Below are 15622 nucleotides of genomic sequence, written 5' to 3'. Positions count from 1 at the left end.
ATGAACAAGTTCTCATGCTTTTACACCTTCTTAAGGAGTTCTAATTTCTTTAGCTTCTCTAATTGTATCAAGTAACATTAAAATGTCGCCTTTTCTTACAGGGCCCATAATGTTTCTTGTTAAAATTCTTCCTTTATCTCTACCATCGAGGATTCTGCATTTAATTTGCATAACCTCACCAGTCATTCCAGTTCTTTTTAAAACTTCAATGACTTCAGCAGGAGTTCCTTCTTCCATTTAAATCACCGTAAAAATCCTTAAAAGAATTTATCTATTCTTTTAATTCAGCAACTTTTTCTACGATTTCAGCTACAGCAGCTTCAGCGTCACCAGCGTCAACAATACATGCGGAAGCAGTACCAACAGTTAAACCAGCAGCTACGCCAACTTGTTCTTTGGTTGGTAAGTATACGTAAGGAATTTCTTTTTCATCAGCTAATACAGGAATGTGTGCAACGATTTCAGCAGGATCAACATCTTCTGCGATAACAACTAATGCTGCATCTCCTCTTTCGATGAATTTGGTTACTTCGTTAGTACCTTTTGCTACTTTACCAGTAGATTGTGCGGTTTCTAATGCTTCTTCAGCTTGTTTAGCTAATTCTTCAGGTGTGTCAAATTTTACATAAATGTTTGCCATAATATATACCTCCTTTTTCATCTGGCATTGCCATCCATCGGCAGATATTATAATCCATTTTGAATCATAATATTATTTAATATTGCTTTTAAACTACTCTTACTTTCTATAGAGTAATCTAACAGCTTTTAATAATACTAATTCTTGAATAATTCATATATCACTAAATATAATCCCATAAGAAAAAATAGGGGGATTAGACTTTCAATACAAATACTTCTGAATTTCAATAATTTTTAGCAAAACTAAAAATAAAAATTTAGTAATTAATGAAATAATTCTAGAGAACTAGACAATATTAAATTGGTTAGTATAGTATATAAATGTTTGTAAAAAGAGTCACTAAAAAACATAAAATAAAACAACACCAAAAGATAAAAAAAATGGCAACATGAAAAAATATTTACATATAATATAAAAAAAGAATCTGTAAAATTTTTTACAGATTCAACACATTAATGTTAGCAAATATACAATACTTCACCATAACCATTATAGTATACTGTTCTATAGAACTGTATATAATACCTAAATTTAGCTGAGTATTTACCATATTTCCAATTATAAAATATTCTACTATAATGCCAACCCTTTTTCACGTATTTTTTCATTATTTTCTTTACTCTTTTCTTAAGGATTTTTGATTTCTTTTTAGATACCTTATTCATTTTTTTCTTGGACCATTTATATTTTAATGTCATGGAACACAATCCAACGGTTTTCCAGTCTTTAGTTGAGTACACCTTGTCATAAATACTAGTTAATTTTGAATTTTCTTGATTGGCCGGCACGGAAATTATAGACTGATCATTAGATGCTGATAATTTAGATTCACCAGAAACTGCAACAGGATTATTATTTACACTGGCTACACTAAAATCATCACTAGAAACAGCTAAACAATCATCATTACGACTATCCACAGAAACAACTTCACTAGAAGCACTTAAACTATCAGTCTCATTGGAAACAGCTAAACAATTATCATTACCCTCATTTACAGAAACAACTTCACTAGAAACAGCTAAACAATCATCATCTCCAGAATCCACAGAAACAATTTCACTAGAAATAGATAAATCATCAACATCTTCTATAGCAGATAAAGCAGTTTCTTCGTTCGTGACATTTTCAGCGGCACAAACTGTAGAAATAGCTAATAAAAATACCGCAAGTAATACACAAAAATATTTAATATTCATTATTCCACTCCTCTTTTTAGAGCTTGGAGGTCACACTCCAAACTTTTATAACATTATTACTATATTTATTTAATTAATAATATATACTTTATTCACAACAGGAGTCCTTTTAATATTGAGTTTTCAGTTTTCATCCTAAATTAACAGTCATAGACCAATTTTTATAGCTCATAGAAATTTAGCTATTCAAATGAAAATTTTAAATAATCACTTATTAAATAATACTGTTCCTTATTGAATAATAATTATAACTAATTAATTTTTATTTAACCAAAAAAATCAATATTAAAATGAAATTAAAAATTTAAATAATTCAGAAAAAAAAGAGTCATTAATCCCTTATGTAAAAAACAAAGTTCTTAAAAAATAGAAAAATAACATAAAATTAGTCGATTTTCCCATAAAAAAAATTTAATTCAAAAAAATAAAAAAAATTTGTAAAAGGATAGTAAAAAATTACTATCTTGAAAATGATCATCAACAAATCTATTTGATTGCTAATTTTACATCTTCAGCTTTTACGGTTTTTCTGCCTGCGTGGCGAGCAAATCCTACAGCTTTTTGTGCGATTTCGTTACCGTAGTCTTCGATTGCTTCGGTTAAAGCGACTTTTGCATCATCACTTACTCTTTGTGCACCAGCATTTTTGAGGACTCTGCCTACAGGAGCAATTGGTAATTCACTCATTTATTACACCTCACATTTAACTTGGTTAATAATAGTTTTAATTTGCTTATATATAAATCTATTGGTAATGCATCGGTGATTTCTAAAAATTTCAACATATCTCACCATGATATTTTAACATAAAAAGTGACATGAATATAACACGAAATGTTTTTCATATATCGGTTTAATTAAAAAAAGTATAAATTTTGTTCGAATATAAAAGAATTAAAAGAAAAAATTAAAATTAAAAGAGATTTAAAGCAATATTTATTTGTTCATCAAAATCTCTCTTAAAGTGTCTATATCTGCATCAACCTGTGTAGGTTGAGTACATGCATCAATAGCAGTATTAGGATCTTTAAGCAAGTGTCCAGTAACTACACAAGTGATTGTTTCACCTTTGTCAACTACACCTTCATCTACAAGTTTTTTAAGACCTGCAATGGAAGCGGCTGATGCCGGTTCAACACCAATACCCTCAGTCCTTGCGAGTAATTTCTGTGCATCAAGGATTTCCTCATCGGTTACTGTTTCGGAATAACCGTTTGAATCATAAATAGCATTTAAGGCTTTAATATCACTGACCGGAGCACCAATACGTATTGCTGTTGCAATAGTCTCTGGATTTTCTACTGGCACAACACGTCTGTCTCCTTTCTTAAATGCATTTGTAACAGGACATGCGCCTTCCGCCTGAATACCTGTCATCATCGGCAAATCTTTAATAAATCCTGCATCATAGAATTCACTAACACCTTTCCAGATAGCTGAAATGTTACCTGCATTACCTACTGGCAAAATGATCCTATCCGGAGCCTGCCATCCCAAATCACGGACAATTTCATAACCTATAGTTTTTTGTCCTTCCAATCTGTATGGGTTAATTGAGTTTAATAAGTAAAGATGTTTTTCTAATGCAAGAGCGGTCATGGCTTCAAGAGCCTCATCAAAGTTTCCATTGATTGACATTACTTCAGCGCCATGGAACATTGCCTGTGCTAATTTTCCAAGCGCAACCTTACCTGATGGTAAAAATACTATACAGCGTAATCCGGCACGTGCAGCATAAGCTGAAAGTGATGCGGAAGTGTTACCTGTTGAAGCACAACCGACAGTATGAACTCCCAATTCCATTGCCTTTGTCATACCTACAGTCATTCCCCTGTCCTTGAAACTTCCGGTAGGGTTTGATCCTTCTACTTTAACATATAGGTTCACTCCAAGTTCGTCACCCAATTTATCGCATTTGCAGAATGGGGTTCCTCCTTCATCGAGAGAAACAATTTTTGTCTCATCTACTGGAATGCACTCTTTAAATTTCCATAAATTATCTCTTCTACCATCAAAAATGTCTTTTGAAACATCTATCTCATTGACGAGCTCAAGCACTGATCCACACTTTTCACAGGTGTAGATTACTTCATCGTCATCATATTCTTCTCCACAAGAAACACATCTTATCATAAAAAATCACTATCTATATCTTTTTATTAAGTTTTATATAAAATTTAATATAAATTCGGCAATCGGAAGGGTGAAATAAGTTTCAACAAGACCTGCAATTGCCATCAGGATTGAAGCAATAATAAGCAATATTAATGCCTGTTTTAATTTATCAAAGCTTGCATCAAATGAATTTGACAATATCTCCCTAACTGGACCGGTGCCCTGCTCATTCAATGTTTTAATGAACTTGAACAAGAAGTTAAATAATACAAAGCCTGATGCGCAAGCCAGAATGCATGATGAAAACTCAAAAATGCCGTGAGGAACTATTAAAAGCATTGTCACCAACAGATTATCAGTTGTGGCAACATAGTAACCTGCAAAAAATCCATTTAATCCAAGTATCACTGCCGAAAAGAAGCATGTAACTCCAAATATAAACATTGAAAATACGATTTTGATATTGTTGGAAAATATGGTCAGGAAAGTTAATTTAATTGTTCCCTGTTGAACCTTCTGAGACAAATCATCAACTATCGGATTAAAATAGCTATACAAGTAAGGCTCTAAAAGATAGCCCAATATCAAAGATACAAATAAAATAGCTATTGCCGAATAAATGGCCAATTTGTTTTCGCAAAATGCGGATTTTACTTCATCAAGAATCATATCAATGTTTTGGCAATTTCTCTTGCCTCAACTTGCTTTTCATGCAAATCATCCATGAACTCTTCCATCAGCTCGGCGGTCCTTACCTTGCACTCACCACATCTCAAAGTTCCGTTCAAACAGTCCTGTCTAATCTGTTCAAGCTCCTTGTCATCATCGATGAAGTGATATAACAGCATTTCATAGATTACACACTTGTCGACTTCACCGCCCAATTCCTCTTGCTCCTTTAAGGTCTCCCGTCCACCGGTTTTAGCAGACTTTACCTTTTTGACAGCTGTTTTTGTATCATCATTAAGATAGATTGCTGTTGCAGGCTTTGAACTGCTCATCTTATCACCGGTCAGCCCTGTCAGGAACCTGTGATATGTTGAAGCAGGAGATATGAAACCCTCTTCCTCATTGAGTTTATGTGCAATATCACGAGTTAATCTGATATGAGGGTCCTGATCGATTCCAACAGGAACAACAACCTTTTTCGGACCTCCAAACTCTTCAATCTGAGGAAGCAAAATGTCGGCAACCTGGAATAGAGGCGCCTGAACGTGGGCAATATTAGTTGAGTTCTCGAATCCATAAATAGCCTTTAATTGGCTGAAGTTGGTTTTGATTGAAGCTTTGAACGCCAGATTCTTTAATAAGTTATTTTGTGACTGCAGATAAACATTGACATTATCCTTTTCAAGGTCAAGGCCTAATGCAATCCAATTTGTCAAATATTCGTTTACAGCAATTTCACGGCCCTTTTCAAAACTCATGTCACGTGCGGCATAGGCTTCAAGGTCTGCAATTGGCAGGGACAGCATTGCACCCATGTCCTGATACCATTTGATTTGGTCAACAACCATCTTATGACCAATGTGCATCTGTCCACTCGGCATCATACCGGTTACAACTGCAAAATCCTTATTTTGATTTATCAGATTAACTATTTCATTGAATTCCCTATGTCCAAAGATAACTCCCCGTTTCATCAGTCTTTGAGGATTCCTAACGTCTCCAATAATTTCTGAAATTTTACCAATACCAAATTGATTAACTAACTTATCATAATCTAGGCTGAATGATGCCCATGGATCGATTAAATCTGCCATTTTATCACCACTATTACTATTAAATTAAATTTACGATTAAGAATTATTATAGTAAATATAAAAGCATATTAAAATATAAATGATTTCTTTAATTAAACTTATGGTCTTGTCCATTCGACATTATAGTATGTTATGTCAAAATCCTCATCAACGATTGCCAAAAGAAGTTTCTTGTTAACTCCATGTGAAACTCTAACATAACTTGCAAAATCAAGCGCATTGATATCATAATTTTCAAAGATGATTTTGACAAGATAATCAGAATGTCCTTGACCCGGACCTCCTCCACGATTATACAATCTAAATTCGGTGCCATATTTAAAACCAGTTTTAATAACATAACCACGGTCTTTTAAATCACGATAAACAACATACTTTCCATAAAGTTCCTGCTCTTTTAAAAGGTCAATCAAATAGCCTACACTGCATTGGACATCATCCTCATAGATATTTAAACGACCCTTCTCCTGCAAATAACATGCCTCAATTAATGAAAGATGTAGAAAATCTGATTCTATTCTGCCAAATTTGCTTTTTTCATGTAAAGCTATCGGCCTTTTACTTCCTTCCTCAATCTTAATTGAAACAATATCATTAGATAAATCTCCACGCATTAAAACACCGCAAAAAGAAATAAATTATATTTAATGCTTATTATTTTGAAAGAAATATTATATAAAATTTTTGTAAAAAAAAGGAGATGAAAAAGTTAAACTCTAATAAAAATATTATTAGCCATTTCTGATGAAATGTTTAACTCATTATCATCAATTTCAACGAAATAATCATTAGTCAAAGAGTTATCATTGAATTCATATTTTAGATGCTGACCAACCTTAACTCCTTTTTCAGAAATTTCATCCAATAATTCATTATTTCCACGAATGAATGAAATAGTTCCTTCAGTATCTCCAGTTAACTCGGAAATTGATAACAAATTAAATTTCCTGTTCATGACTTGGTCAAAATCCTTTTGAGAGAAACATTCTTGACAACTGCCAAAATCAAAATTGCATGCAGGAATCACATTTTCATTAGGACATAAGTCCGGATGATGCAGCATAGTACATATTGCCCTTTCCGCTTCATCAGATAATGTATGTTCCATTTCACAAGCCTGATCGTGAATATGTTCCTCTTTGACTTTTAGGATATCCAATAAGAACTTTTCTAAAATCCTATGTTTTCTAGTGATTTTTTGAGCGATCTTCATTCCTTCATCAGTCAAACTGGCACCCTTATATGGAGTGTACACAATGTAACCAAGATCTTCTAGTTTTTTAAGCATTTGAGTTACGCTTCCAGGAGCAATGTTTAACTCTTTTGATAATTGTGTTGTGGAAACCTGTTCCCCATTACTTCCGTTACGGTAGAGAACTTCTAGATATTCCTCAATGTTTTCACTTATTTTAGCTTCAGTCATGAAAGTCACCTACATTTATATTAATAGATGTTATGTAATTAACAGTATAAAAAAGTTTTGGTAAACCTAAATAAAAATAGAAGAAATTACAAAAAAATAAAGATTAATTAAAAAAAATAAAAAGAAAAAATAATTAGAATGGTAAACTAGCATATCTGCTGTTTAAAGAAAATGATTTAGTATTCCAATTATTTATTACTCCAAATGAATTTCTAGAACTTGTAGGGTCTACACAAGTCCATACATTGTCAACCAATACTTGAACCCAAACGTGTCCATAAGTGCTTCCACTAGAGAATACGCAAGTTCCGTGAACATATCTTGCTGCGATACCTGCAGTCCTATACATGGAAACCAACAAATGCGCTTGGTCAACACAATTACCAGTCTTATAGGACAATGTGCCTGCAGCACCATATTTTGTATCATAATAGAAACTGTATGATATTTTATCCCTTACGTAATTATAGATTGCCACTGCTTTTTCTTTAGTTGTTGTTAAACCACTTATTAAAGAATTAACAGTGCTTTTAATCGCAGAATTGGTAATTGGACAGTTGGAAGTAGCTTTCAAATAAGCACTAACATCAGACAATGTATTTTTCTCATTCAAACCAGCTCCAGTAATTGAAACAGAACCGCTACTACTGCTGCTACTAGTAGATCCATATACGATAGTCACATAATTTGGCATTAACTTGTCGTTGTTGCCATAAAATGCCAATACACGTGAAAATGAATCGACAAGTTCAGAGTAAATGATATTACCTACAGCAGATGAGGCATAATTCGGAGCCTGATTATTTTTGACGATAAAGTTAGCCACGTTTTTAGCAACTGTCACATAATCAGCAGTATATAATTCCTGATTAATAGCATCTCCAGAAGGAGATTCCGGATTTGCAACACCTTTGATGATTGCAATATCTTTAGTATTGGAATTACCAAGTTGATAAATTGCCTGTGACATCAAATATAGGAATTCAGGAGCAGTGAATGTCTGTCCGCCTGCACTAACACTGGTTGGTACCTTCTTGTTAGCCTCATAATATGATTTGACAGTTTTGGCACCTGCAATAATATTTGCAATAGATATAGTGCCTGCTGATGAAGTTGTAGCTGTACCTGTAGCAGTAGCTGGAGTTGCTGCATCATCAGTTGTGGATTCAGAAGATGCAATAGGTTCAGAAGATGCCAAATATCCTGTTAGTGATTTAAAACTAACAAAATTAGTAAGACCCCATCTGAATATGATTACACCAGCTCCACCACCATTGATTGCGGCCTGTGAATCACCTTTGATTTCACTAGAAGGCAATTTAGCAGTATTGTCATCAGAGACATAACCCTGCAAACCAGCCCATACTTTAGCACCCTTGGAATGATCTACAAACCATTTAGTAGTGGTTTTAATCCATGTAGTGCCGGAGTTATAATTTCCTTTGTAAATCATAGGTATAACTACATCCATATATTTACTGAGTGCATCCATGTCCTGACCATAATAGTACTTATTATCTGTTGTTTCCGGCATTAAAGCACATGAAACGATTAAGTTTGAATTGATCCCATGAACAGCTTCAGAAATTTGTTTTGCAAAACTGTTAATTGCTGCAGTACCACCAGAAGTTGCATATGCATTTCCAGGATATCTTATATAATCGATATGTACACCTGAAACACCTTTAACCTTAGCATATGTTTTAGCCTCTGCTATTTTCTTATCAAAGAATGCCTGGTTTGGAGCACCGTTTTTAACAGGATTGACCCAATCACCATCATAAAACGCCTGCATCCAGATATGGACTCTAATTCCCAACTTATTGGCACTTGCAATCCAAGATTCAACTGCACTTTGGCCGTGAGCAGTGAATGCATAGAAGTTCAAGAACAAGTCACTAGTTCCCTGAGAAGCCAAAGTATTCAGATTAACATTTTTCATGTCAGACCCGAAAACCCAGTATCCGTATCCATTTGAATTGACTACTTTTTTGGATTCAATTTTAGTGGAACCTGTTGATGAAAGATAATCATTGTCTCCAGCGAAGGAATATGAAACTGTGAAATTTCCAGCACCTACACTAGCAGTGAATGTTGCATAACCACTTGAAGATGTGGTGGCAGTGTAAGTCTTGGAGTTTACAGTCAACTTAACATTTTTGTTTGCTAAAGCCTGACCGTCTGAATTTTTCAATAAAATTTTATAAGTCTGTGTACCTTGATTGAAAGAAGTTCCGCTTTTCCATGTTACTGAAGTAGGAGTTCTTTCTTTAACTGTTATGGCTGTAGAACCAGTTTTGGAATTTACCTTTGATTCAGCCTTATTCTTATAGGTAACAGTGTATTTACCAATATCTAAATTGATCGGCAGGGACACGATACCATTGCTGTCTGTGGTTTTGGTATATGTCTTACCGTTCAATGTAAGAGTAACAGTTCTTTTTGCTAAAGGAACCTTACCTGCAGTTAAAGCAACTTTAAATGGAGTGTTTGCACCATGACCAAAGGAGGTTGTACTTTTAACTGTGAAAGTAGGGTTTTTAGTAGCTATAATATATACTTTGTCATAAACGACAGATTTTTTATAAAATACATTACCTGCAAATTTATATTTTACAGTATATACCCCAGCGCTTAAGGATGGTAACTTGAATGCAGCATTACCATAAGCATTTGTCCTAGCGGAGTATATTTTTCCATTTATTTTGAAATTAATAATTTTTCCTTTTCCTGGAGCATAACCTAATCCGTTAAGTAATTTAACTTTGACCTTTTTAGTATCGCTCTTAAGGAAAGTGTAAGTTTTAGTGGTTAATGAACTAGTTGTATATGTGACAACTTTAACCTTATTTGTTTTAGTTAAACCATCTGTGTTATAAGATATTATTTTATATGTGCCTTTTTTAAGATTGGTTAAAGATAAACTAGCCACACCTTTACTATTTGTTTTTACTTTGTATGTTTTTCCATTAATCTTAAACTTGATGTTTTTATTAGCTAAAACTTTACCATTACTTTTATAGAATGTTGCAGTGAATTTCCTATTGTCAGTGTAGACTTTTGTAATGTCACTTGCAGAAATGGTGGATAATATTTTAAAATTTTTTGTTAAGCTATAACCAGTTGCAGGATTAACCGCAACAACCTTATAGGTTCCAGGTTTAAGATTTACTGCTAAAGAAGCCACCCCATTCGCATTAGTTTTTTTAGTGTATGAAACACCATTTACAGTAATTTTAACATTAGTATTTGCTAATGGATTACCATAGGCATCTAAGAAAGTTGCGCTATATTGAGTGCTTCCTTTATAATATTTAGTAACGTCCTTTGCAGTAATAGTCTTAGATACATCTATTTTTGAAGAATCGTTGCCATCGTCTGATGCATTATTATCCAATGCAGAAGGATCAGCAACCCCGTTATCACTACTTAAAAGATCATTACTGGACGAGTTAGTTGATAAAATATTTGAATCATCAGATTCTAAAGCTTCTTCACTTGATAGAGAACCTTTAGATGAACCATTATCAACATTTGAATCACTTGATACAGAAATTTCTGATGAATCAGCAGTATTCTCCAGTGGGACTGATACATCTGATGTGTCATCTACTAAGTTAGTAGCATACGAATCTGTAACATTAGCATCACTTGCGGAAATTGCGCTGACTGATAGTGCAGCTACAAATAATATTAGCAAAGTGAGCAATATTTTTTTGTTCAAATTAATTTACCTCCATAACAATTTAATTAAACATAGCGAGAAAAAATCTCACTGTAACATATATTTATTGCAAATATCTTATATAAACCTTTTTATTTACTAAATCCCATCAAATGAGTTTAATTTTTAAAAATAAAGTTAAAACTTTATGAAAATCAAGTATAAAGTAAAATTCTTTTTGAATTTGATAATAAAAGTATTAAATGGAATGAAATAATTTTTAAAGTAACTTAACTTTATAAAAATAGAAACTGTTATTCTAATAGTTATCATATAAAATAGGGTATGTTTAAAAGTTATTTAAATTAAAATCATTGAATAAATTGGAATTAGAATAAAAAACAATACATTTAATAAGGTATTATAAAAAATAAGCATGAAAAATTAAAAAAAGAAAAATGTGTAAAATTTTTAAAAATTTTACATCATTGGAGGCATTCCACCCATACCGCCCATACCTGCACCAGGCATAGGAGGCATACCACTGTCATCATTTCCGGTCTCATCAGGTCCGGTAGAATTCAATGCATTTCTTGCCGCAATCATATCATCAATACGTAAGATCATTTCTGCAGCTTCACCAGCTGATTGAAGAGCTTGGATTTTTACTCTTAAAGGTTCAATTACACCAGCATCCTTCATGTCAACCACTTTGCCTTCAAATACATTAATTCCGATGAATGGGTTGTCTTCATGAGCAGCCTTTAAATCCGCAATTAAGTTAATGGTATCCAAACCTGCATTTTCAATTAATGTTCTTGGAATAACTTCTAAAGCTTCAGCATATTTTAAAATAGCTAATTGTTCTCTTCCACTTACAGATTCACCATATTCTCTTAATTGTTTTACTAAATCGATTTCACAAGCTCCTCCACCAATGAGAACTTTTCCTTCTTCAATGGTTGCTCCAACTACTCCTAAAGCATCGTCAATAGCTCTTGCGATTTGTTCGGTAACGTAACGGGTACTTCCTCTTAAGACAATTGATGAAGCTTTTGGATTTTCACATTCTTCGATTAAAGTTAATTCATGATCAAATATTTTGTCAAGATATACATGACCTGCAAAACCTAATTTATCTTCGGATAAATCTTCAATATCAGTTACAAGTTTTGCACCGGTAGCCTTTTGGATTCTTTCAATATCAGATTTTTTAACACGTTTGAACGCCATGATTCCAGCTTTTTTAAGGTAGTGTTCTGCCATGTCGTCAATACCTTTTTGACAGAATAACACATTTACGCCTGAATCGAGGACTTTGTCAACTAGCTCCTTAATCATGTCTTCTTCCTGTTTGAGGAATGCTTCGAATTGGTCAGGACTGGTTATATCAATTTTGGTAGTAGTATTCATGTCTTTTAATTCAAGAGGATATTTCATGATAGCGATTTTAGCATCCTTAACATCTTTAGGCATGTTTTTGGATACTGGAGCTTTATCGATGATAATTCCTTCAGCCAAAAATGAATCCTCTACGGAATCTCCTGAAACCCTTTGGATATTAATGTTGTCTATATCGGATTTGCCGTCTTCCTTAATTCTTAATGCAGCTTTTACGACAAGGTCTGCTAAGTGTTCTTTTGCATAATCTGAACCTTTACCACTCATTGCAGTAATTGCTGCTTTTTTAAGGGTTTCTTCATCATCCGCATCAATTGCGATTTCTTTTAATAACTCAACTGCTTTTTGAGTTGCATTTCTATATCCTTTAACAACAATTGATGTTGCAATTCCATCTTCCAATAATTCTTCAGCTTTAGCTAATAATTCACCAGCAATAACAACAACGGAAGTGGTTCCGTCTCCAACAATTTCTTCTTGTTTTTTTGCGGTTTCCACAAGCATTCTAGCTGCAGGTTGGTTGATTTCCATTTCTCTCATGATGGTTGCACCATCGTTGGTGACAGTTACGTCACCTAATGAACTAGTTAACATTTTGTCCATTCCTTTAGGACCAAGAGTAGTTCTTACAATACCTGCTAATACCTTAGCAGCTGTGATATTCATTCTTAAAGCATCTCTTTTTGAATATCTTTCAGTTCCTTCAGGAAGGATAAATATTGGTTGATTTGCCATTTAATAATCACCTTAAAATTTTTTTAAATAAAATATAAAACTAAGTTTTTATACATTAATAAATAGGTAAGAGGTAATATAAAAAGATTGCCCATTAAAGTAACTTCAGGTGTGTTAATGTACGAGAAAATTATAAAAGAAATTAAATCTAACTTAGGTGAAAATAAGGATTTGAACAGACAATACCTATCCGACCAAATTGAGGTCTATAAGGACCATCCATACAACAAGGAAATAATCAAAGAAATCTCTCGCCTAATGTGGGATTGCTTAAGTGATGATGAAAAGCAGGAATTCATTGAAATATCAGAAAGGGAAAATCCTATACTTGATATCCTGAATGACATTTATTTTGATATAGAAAACGGGAATTATGAAACCCCTCTAAAAAAGCTTGACGAGTTCATGAAAACATTCCCTGCAATGTTTGAAGATGACATGGTAAGTGAATATCATTACTTTACAAATCCTCTTGAAGAACTGATCTTCAGAAAATATATCGGATTGAAAAAGGAATTGAGATACATTCCAGACAACCAGCCGTTACTTGATTTGTATTATGTTTATGGATTCTTGCTTCTTGAGTCCAAGCAATACGATAAGGCGGAGGAATACCTGAAAAAAGCAATTAAAATCAATCCGGTTTCATCAAGAATCATACTGGAATTGACAGAAATATATAAAATGCACACATACACATTAAACGAGTATGTCATCCGTACATCAGATGCGCTGAAATATGCATATTACCCTCAAGACATTGCAAGGTGCTATAGAAACATAGGATATTATTATGTGGAAGAAAACGACATGAAAACCGCTTTGGCATTATATATATTTAGTATGGAGTTTGAAGCAAGCCCCCTTGCATATGCCGAAATCAAATTCATCCAGTCAAAAACCGACAACATGGAACTGTCCCTGAAGGAGTGCATTGACATCATTGCAAGCAAGAAAATTCAACTAGGACCAAATACATTTATTTTGGATGCATTGAACGAATTGATTGATGAATACGATAAAAACAAGCTATATAATCAATTATTATATTTTCTAGAATTGAAATTTGATTTGGACAATGACAGTCAAACACTTGAAAGAATTAATGAAACCAGAAAGAAACTGGAAAACTAAACTTATTAATAATATATAATATATATTATATAACAGGTGATTTATAATGTGTTCAAGTGGAGGGCCAATGGCCGATATTGATTTGAAAAAACTGAAAACCAAAAAATACCATTGTAAAGACTGTGGAAATTCCTTTAAGGGACTTGGAAAAAAAGTAGTTTGTCCATCTTGTCAAAGTGACAATGTGGAGCTTGCAGAGTAAATTTAATTTACTCTCTTTTTATTTTTTTTAGTGATAGCATGAATATTGATTTTAAAGATGATGAAATACTATTTCTCGAAGGCGAAACCGGAATGGTCGGCGTTGTCAAGGTATCCTATGAAAACAAAATGTTATTCATTGCAACACAGGACACTGAAGAGATAGTCCAATTTTTAGAATCAGACGATATAATTGCAGTGTCAAACTTTAAAAAAGATAAAAGGGCCATTCGTTCACAGGCTTATCTCAGCCGTGAAGAATCCTCACCACTAGTAATCTTAAACAAGAATCATCCATCAACAAAACGTTTGGAAACAGTAATATCAATAGGAAACAGAGTAAACCTGAACTGCAACATCACCCCTGGAACACATCCCGAACAAAACGTCTTATGTTCCTGTGACAGTCTGTCCGGACTTGAAATAATAAAGACACCTACCGGTGTGAAATTAAACAAAGACTTTGAGAATTATACTATTGAAGAATTTTAGGTTGAAATATGATTTTTATTGACTCCTTTTACATGTTCTTAGGCCAACTTGTAGTTTTTATAGCAATTCTGATTGTCATATTATTTATTGTGGTGTTGATTTTAGGATATCTGATAGCCATTAAAAACAAGATAAAGTTCCCAAGATTCCTATTATACATTGTCGATTTATTATATTCACCTTTCAAGACAATTGCCCGCTTCTTAAAATTGGATGATCATCTGATTGACAACATTGCAATAAGGGTAAGGGACGACCTCAACAGGGAACGATTCAGACAAATTCCTGCTGAAAAGACATTAATCTTTTTACCTCACTGCCTCAGGCACAAGGACTGCCCTGCACCGCTTCAAAAGGAAGGCTTGAACTGTAGCGAATGCGGATTATGTTCAATCGGAGCAATCAAGAAAAAATCCGAACCGATGGGTTACAAATTATATATTGTTCCGGGATCAAGCTTCGTTAAAAAAATAGTCATGGAAAATAAGTTTGAGGCAGTTCTCGGTGTGGCATGCCATGAGGATTTGAATCAAATGATGATGTTATTGTCCGATTTCTGTCCGCAGGGCGTTCTGCTTGAAAAGACAGGATGTTTTGAGACAAAAGTAAATGTTAAAAAAGTATTTGAAAAGATAGATTCCAAATACTCTAATCAAAATAAGCCATAAATTCTCTAGATTCTGGAGTTTCGCTAAACTCCTTTATGAATTCATTTAAATCCTTAATGAACTCCTCTTTTCTCTTGTCCAAATCTTTAATTTGGGAATAATCTTTTTTTACGGATATTGTCATTGCAATATCATCGGTTTCAAGAGCGATTTCAGGATAAAGTGAATCTATGAAATCATCCAT

16 protein-coding genes are annotated in these 15622 nt (G+C 33.5%); 4 read left to right on the top strand and 12 right to left on the bottom strand.

What is annotated here, in order from left to right; genetic code table 11:
* Positions 1-30 precede the first annotated feature (30 nt).
* From ACJMML_RS11085 to thsA, 11 genes are all read right to left on the bottom strand, one after another.
* Positions 31-237 (bottom strand): 30S ribosomal protein S28e, encoded by a 207-nt coding sequence (locus ACJMML_RS11085; RefSeq protein WP_292801795.1) that lies wholly within the window; start codon positions 235-237, stop codon positions 31-33.
* A gap of 34 nt (positions 238-271) precedes the next feature.
* The gene (gene rpl7ae / locus ACJMML_RS11080; protein WP_303739693.1) at positions 272-640 is read right to left on the bottom strand and encodes a 50S ribosomal protein L7Ae; all 369 of its coding nucleotides are present in this window, start codon (positions 638-640) and stop codon (positions 272-274) included.
* Positions 641-1101: 461 nt separating this feature from the next.
* A complete protein-coding gene (locus ACJMML_RS11075; RefSeq protein WP_405307373.1) occupies positions 1102-1842 on the bottom strand; it encodes a hypothetical protein in 741 nt (246 codons plus the stop codon).
* Positions 1843-2328: 486 nt separating this feature from the next.
* The gene (locus tag ACJMML_RS11070; RefSeq protein WP_292801799.1) at positions 2329-2529 is read right to left on the bottom strand and encodes a histone family protein; all 201 of its coding nucleotides are present in this window, start codon (positions 2527-2529) and stop codon (positions 2329-2331) included.
* A gap of 249 nt (positions 2530-2778) precedes the next feature.
* Positions 2779-3975: a threonine synthase gene (gene thrC, locus ACJMML_RS11065; RefSeq protein WP_405307372.1), complete on the bottom strand. Its 1197-nt coding sequence runs from the start codon at positions 3973-3975 to the stop codon at positions 2779-2781.
* A gap of 33 nt (positions 3976-4008) precedes the next feature.
* Entirely contained in the window at positions 4009-4626 is a 618-nt protein-coding gene (locus ACJMML_RS11060; RefSeq protein WP_405307371.1) for a stage II sporulation protein M, read from the bottom strand.
* Positions 4623-5720: a tryptophan--tRNA ligase gene (locus ACJMML_RS11055; RefSeq protein ID WP_405307370.1), complete on the bottom strand. Its 1098-nt coding sequence runs from the start codon at positions 5718-5720 to the stop codon at positions 4623-4625. The genes ACJMML_RS11060 and ACJMML_RS11055 overlap by 4 nt, the downstream gene beginning before the upstream one ends.
* Before the next feature lie 98 nt (positions 5721-5818).
* Positions 5819-6334 (bottom strand): tRNA-intron lyase, encoded by a 516-nt coding sequence (gene endA / locus ACJMML_RS11050; RefSeq protein ID WP_405307369.1) that lies wholly within the window; start codon positions 6332-6334, stop codon positions 5819-5821.
* Positions 6335-6429: 95 nt separating this feature from the next.
* Positions 6430-7143, bottom strand: coding sequence for a metal-dependent transcriptional regulator (locus ACJMML_RS11045; protein ID WP_405307368.1), 714 nt, complete (start codon positions 7141-7143; stop codon positions 6430-6432).
* 133 nt (positions 7144-7276) lie between these two features.
* On the bottom strand, positions 7277-10867 hold the full coding sequence (locus tag ACJMML_RS11040; RefSeq protein WP_405307367.1) for a transglutaminase domain-containing protein: 3591 nt from the start codon (positions 10865-10867) through the stop codon (positions 7277-7279).
* 420 nt (positions 10868-11287) lie between these two features.
* A complete protein-coding gene (thsA, locus tag ACJMML_RS11035; protein ID WP_405307366.1) occupies positions 11288-12943 on the bottom strand; it encodes a thermosome subunit alpha in 1656 nt (551 codons plus the stop codon).
* A gap of 117 nt (positions 12944-13060) precedes the next feature.
* Here thsA and ACJMML_RS11030 point away from each other — a divergent pair, with 117 nt between their 5' ends.
* From ACJMML_RS11030 to ACJMML_RS11015, 4 genes are read left to right on the top strand one after another with little or no spacing between them, the layout of a single operon-like run.
* Positions 13061-14077 carry a hypothetical protein gene (locus tag ACJMML_RS11030; protein WP_405307365.1) on the top strand — a complete coding sequence of 339 codons (1017 nt, stop codon included), beginning with the start codon at positions 13061-13063 and terminating at the stop codon, positions 14075-14077.
* Positions 14078-14123: 46 nt separating this feature from the next.
* On the top strand, positions 14124-14279 hold the full coding sequence (locus ACJMML_RS11025; protein ID WP_165814026.1) for a hypothetical protein: 156 nt from the start codon (positions 14124-14126) through the stop codon (positions 14277-14279).
* A gap of 38 nt (positions 14280-14317) precedes the next feature.
* Entirely contained in the window at positions 14318-14770 is a 453-nt protein-coding gene (locus ACJMML_RS11020; protein ID WP_405307364.1) for a hypothetical protein, read from the top strand.
* 8 nt (positions 14771-14778) lie between these two features.
* Positions 14779-15438 carry a DUF116 domain-containing protein gene (locus tag ACJMML_RS11015; RefSeq protein ID WP_405307363.1) on the top strand — a complete coding sequence of 220 codons (660 nt, stop codon included), beginning with the start codon at positions 14779-14781 and terminating at the stop codon, positions 15436-15438.
* On the opposite strand, the gene ACJMML_RS11010 is transcribed toward ACJMML_RS11015, so the two are convergent.
* Positions 15419-15622 carry a hypothetical protein gene (locus ACJMML_RS11010; protein ID WP_330026636.1) on the bottom strand — a complete coding sequence of 68 codons (204 nt, stop codon included), beginning with the start codon at positions 15620-15622 and terminating at the stop codon, positions 15419-15421. The two genes, ACJMML_RS11015 and ACJMML_RS11010, sit on opposite strands and share 20 nt — an antisense overlap.

This window comes from Methanobrevibacter sp., assembly GCF_045130115.1.
Classification (GTDB): domain Archaea; phylum Methanobacteriota; class Methanobacteria; order Methanobacteriales; family Methanobacteriaceae; genus Methanocatella.
The sequence above is the reverse complement of the archived record's forward strand: the minus strand, read 5'-3'. Positions and strand labels throughout refer to the sequence as shown.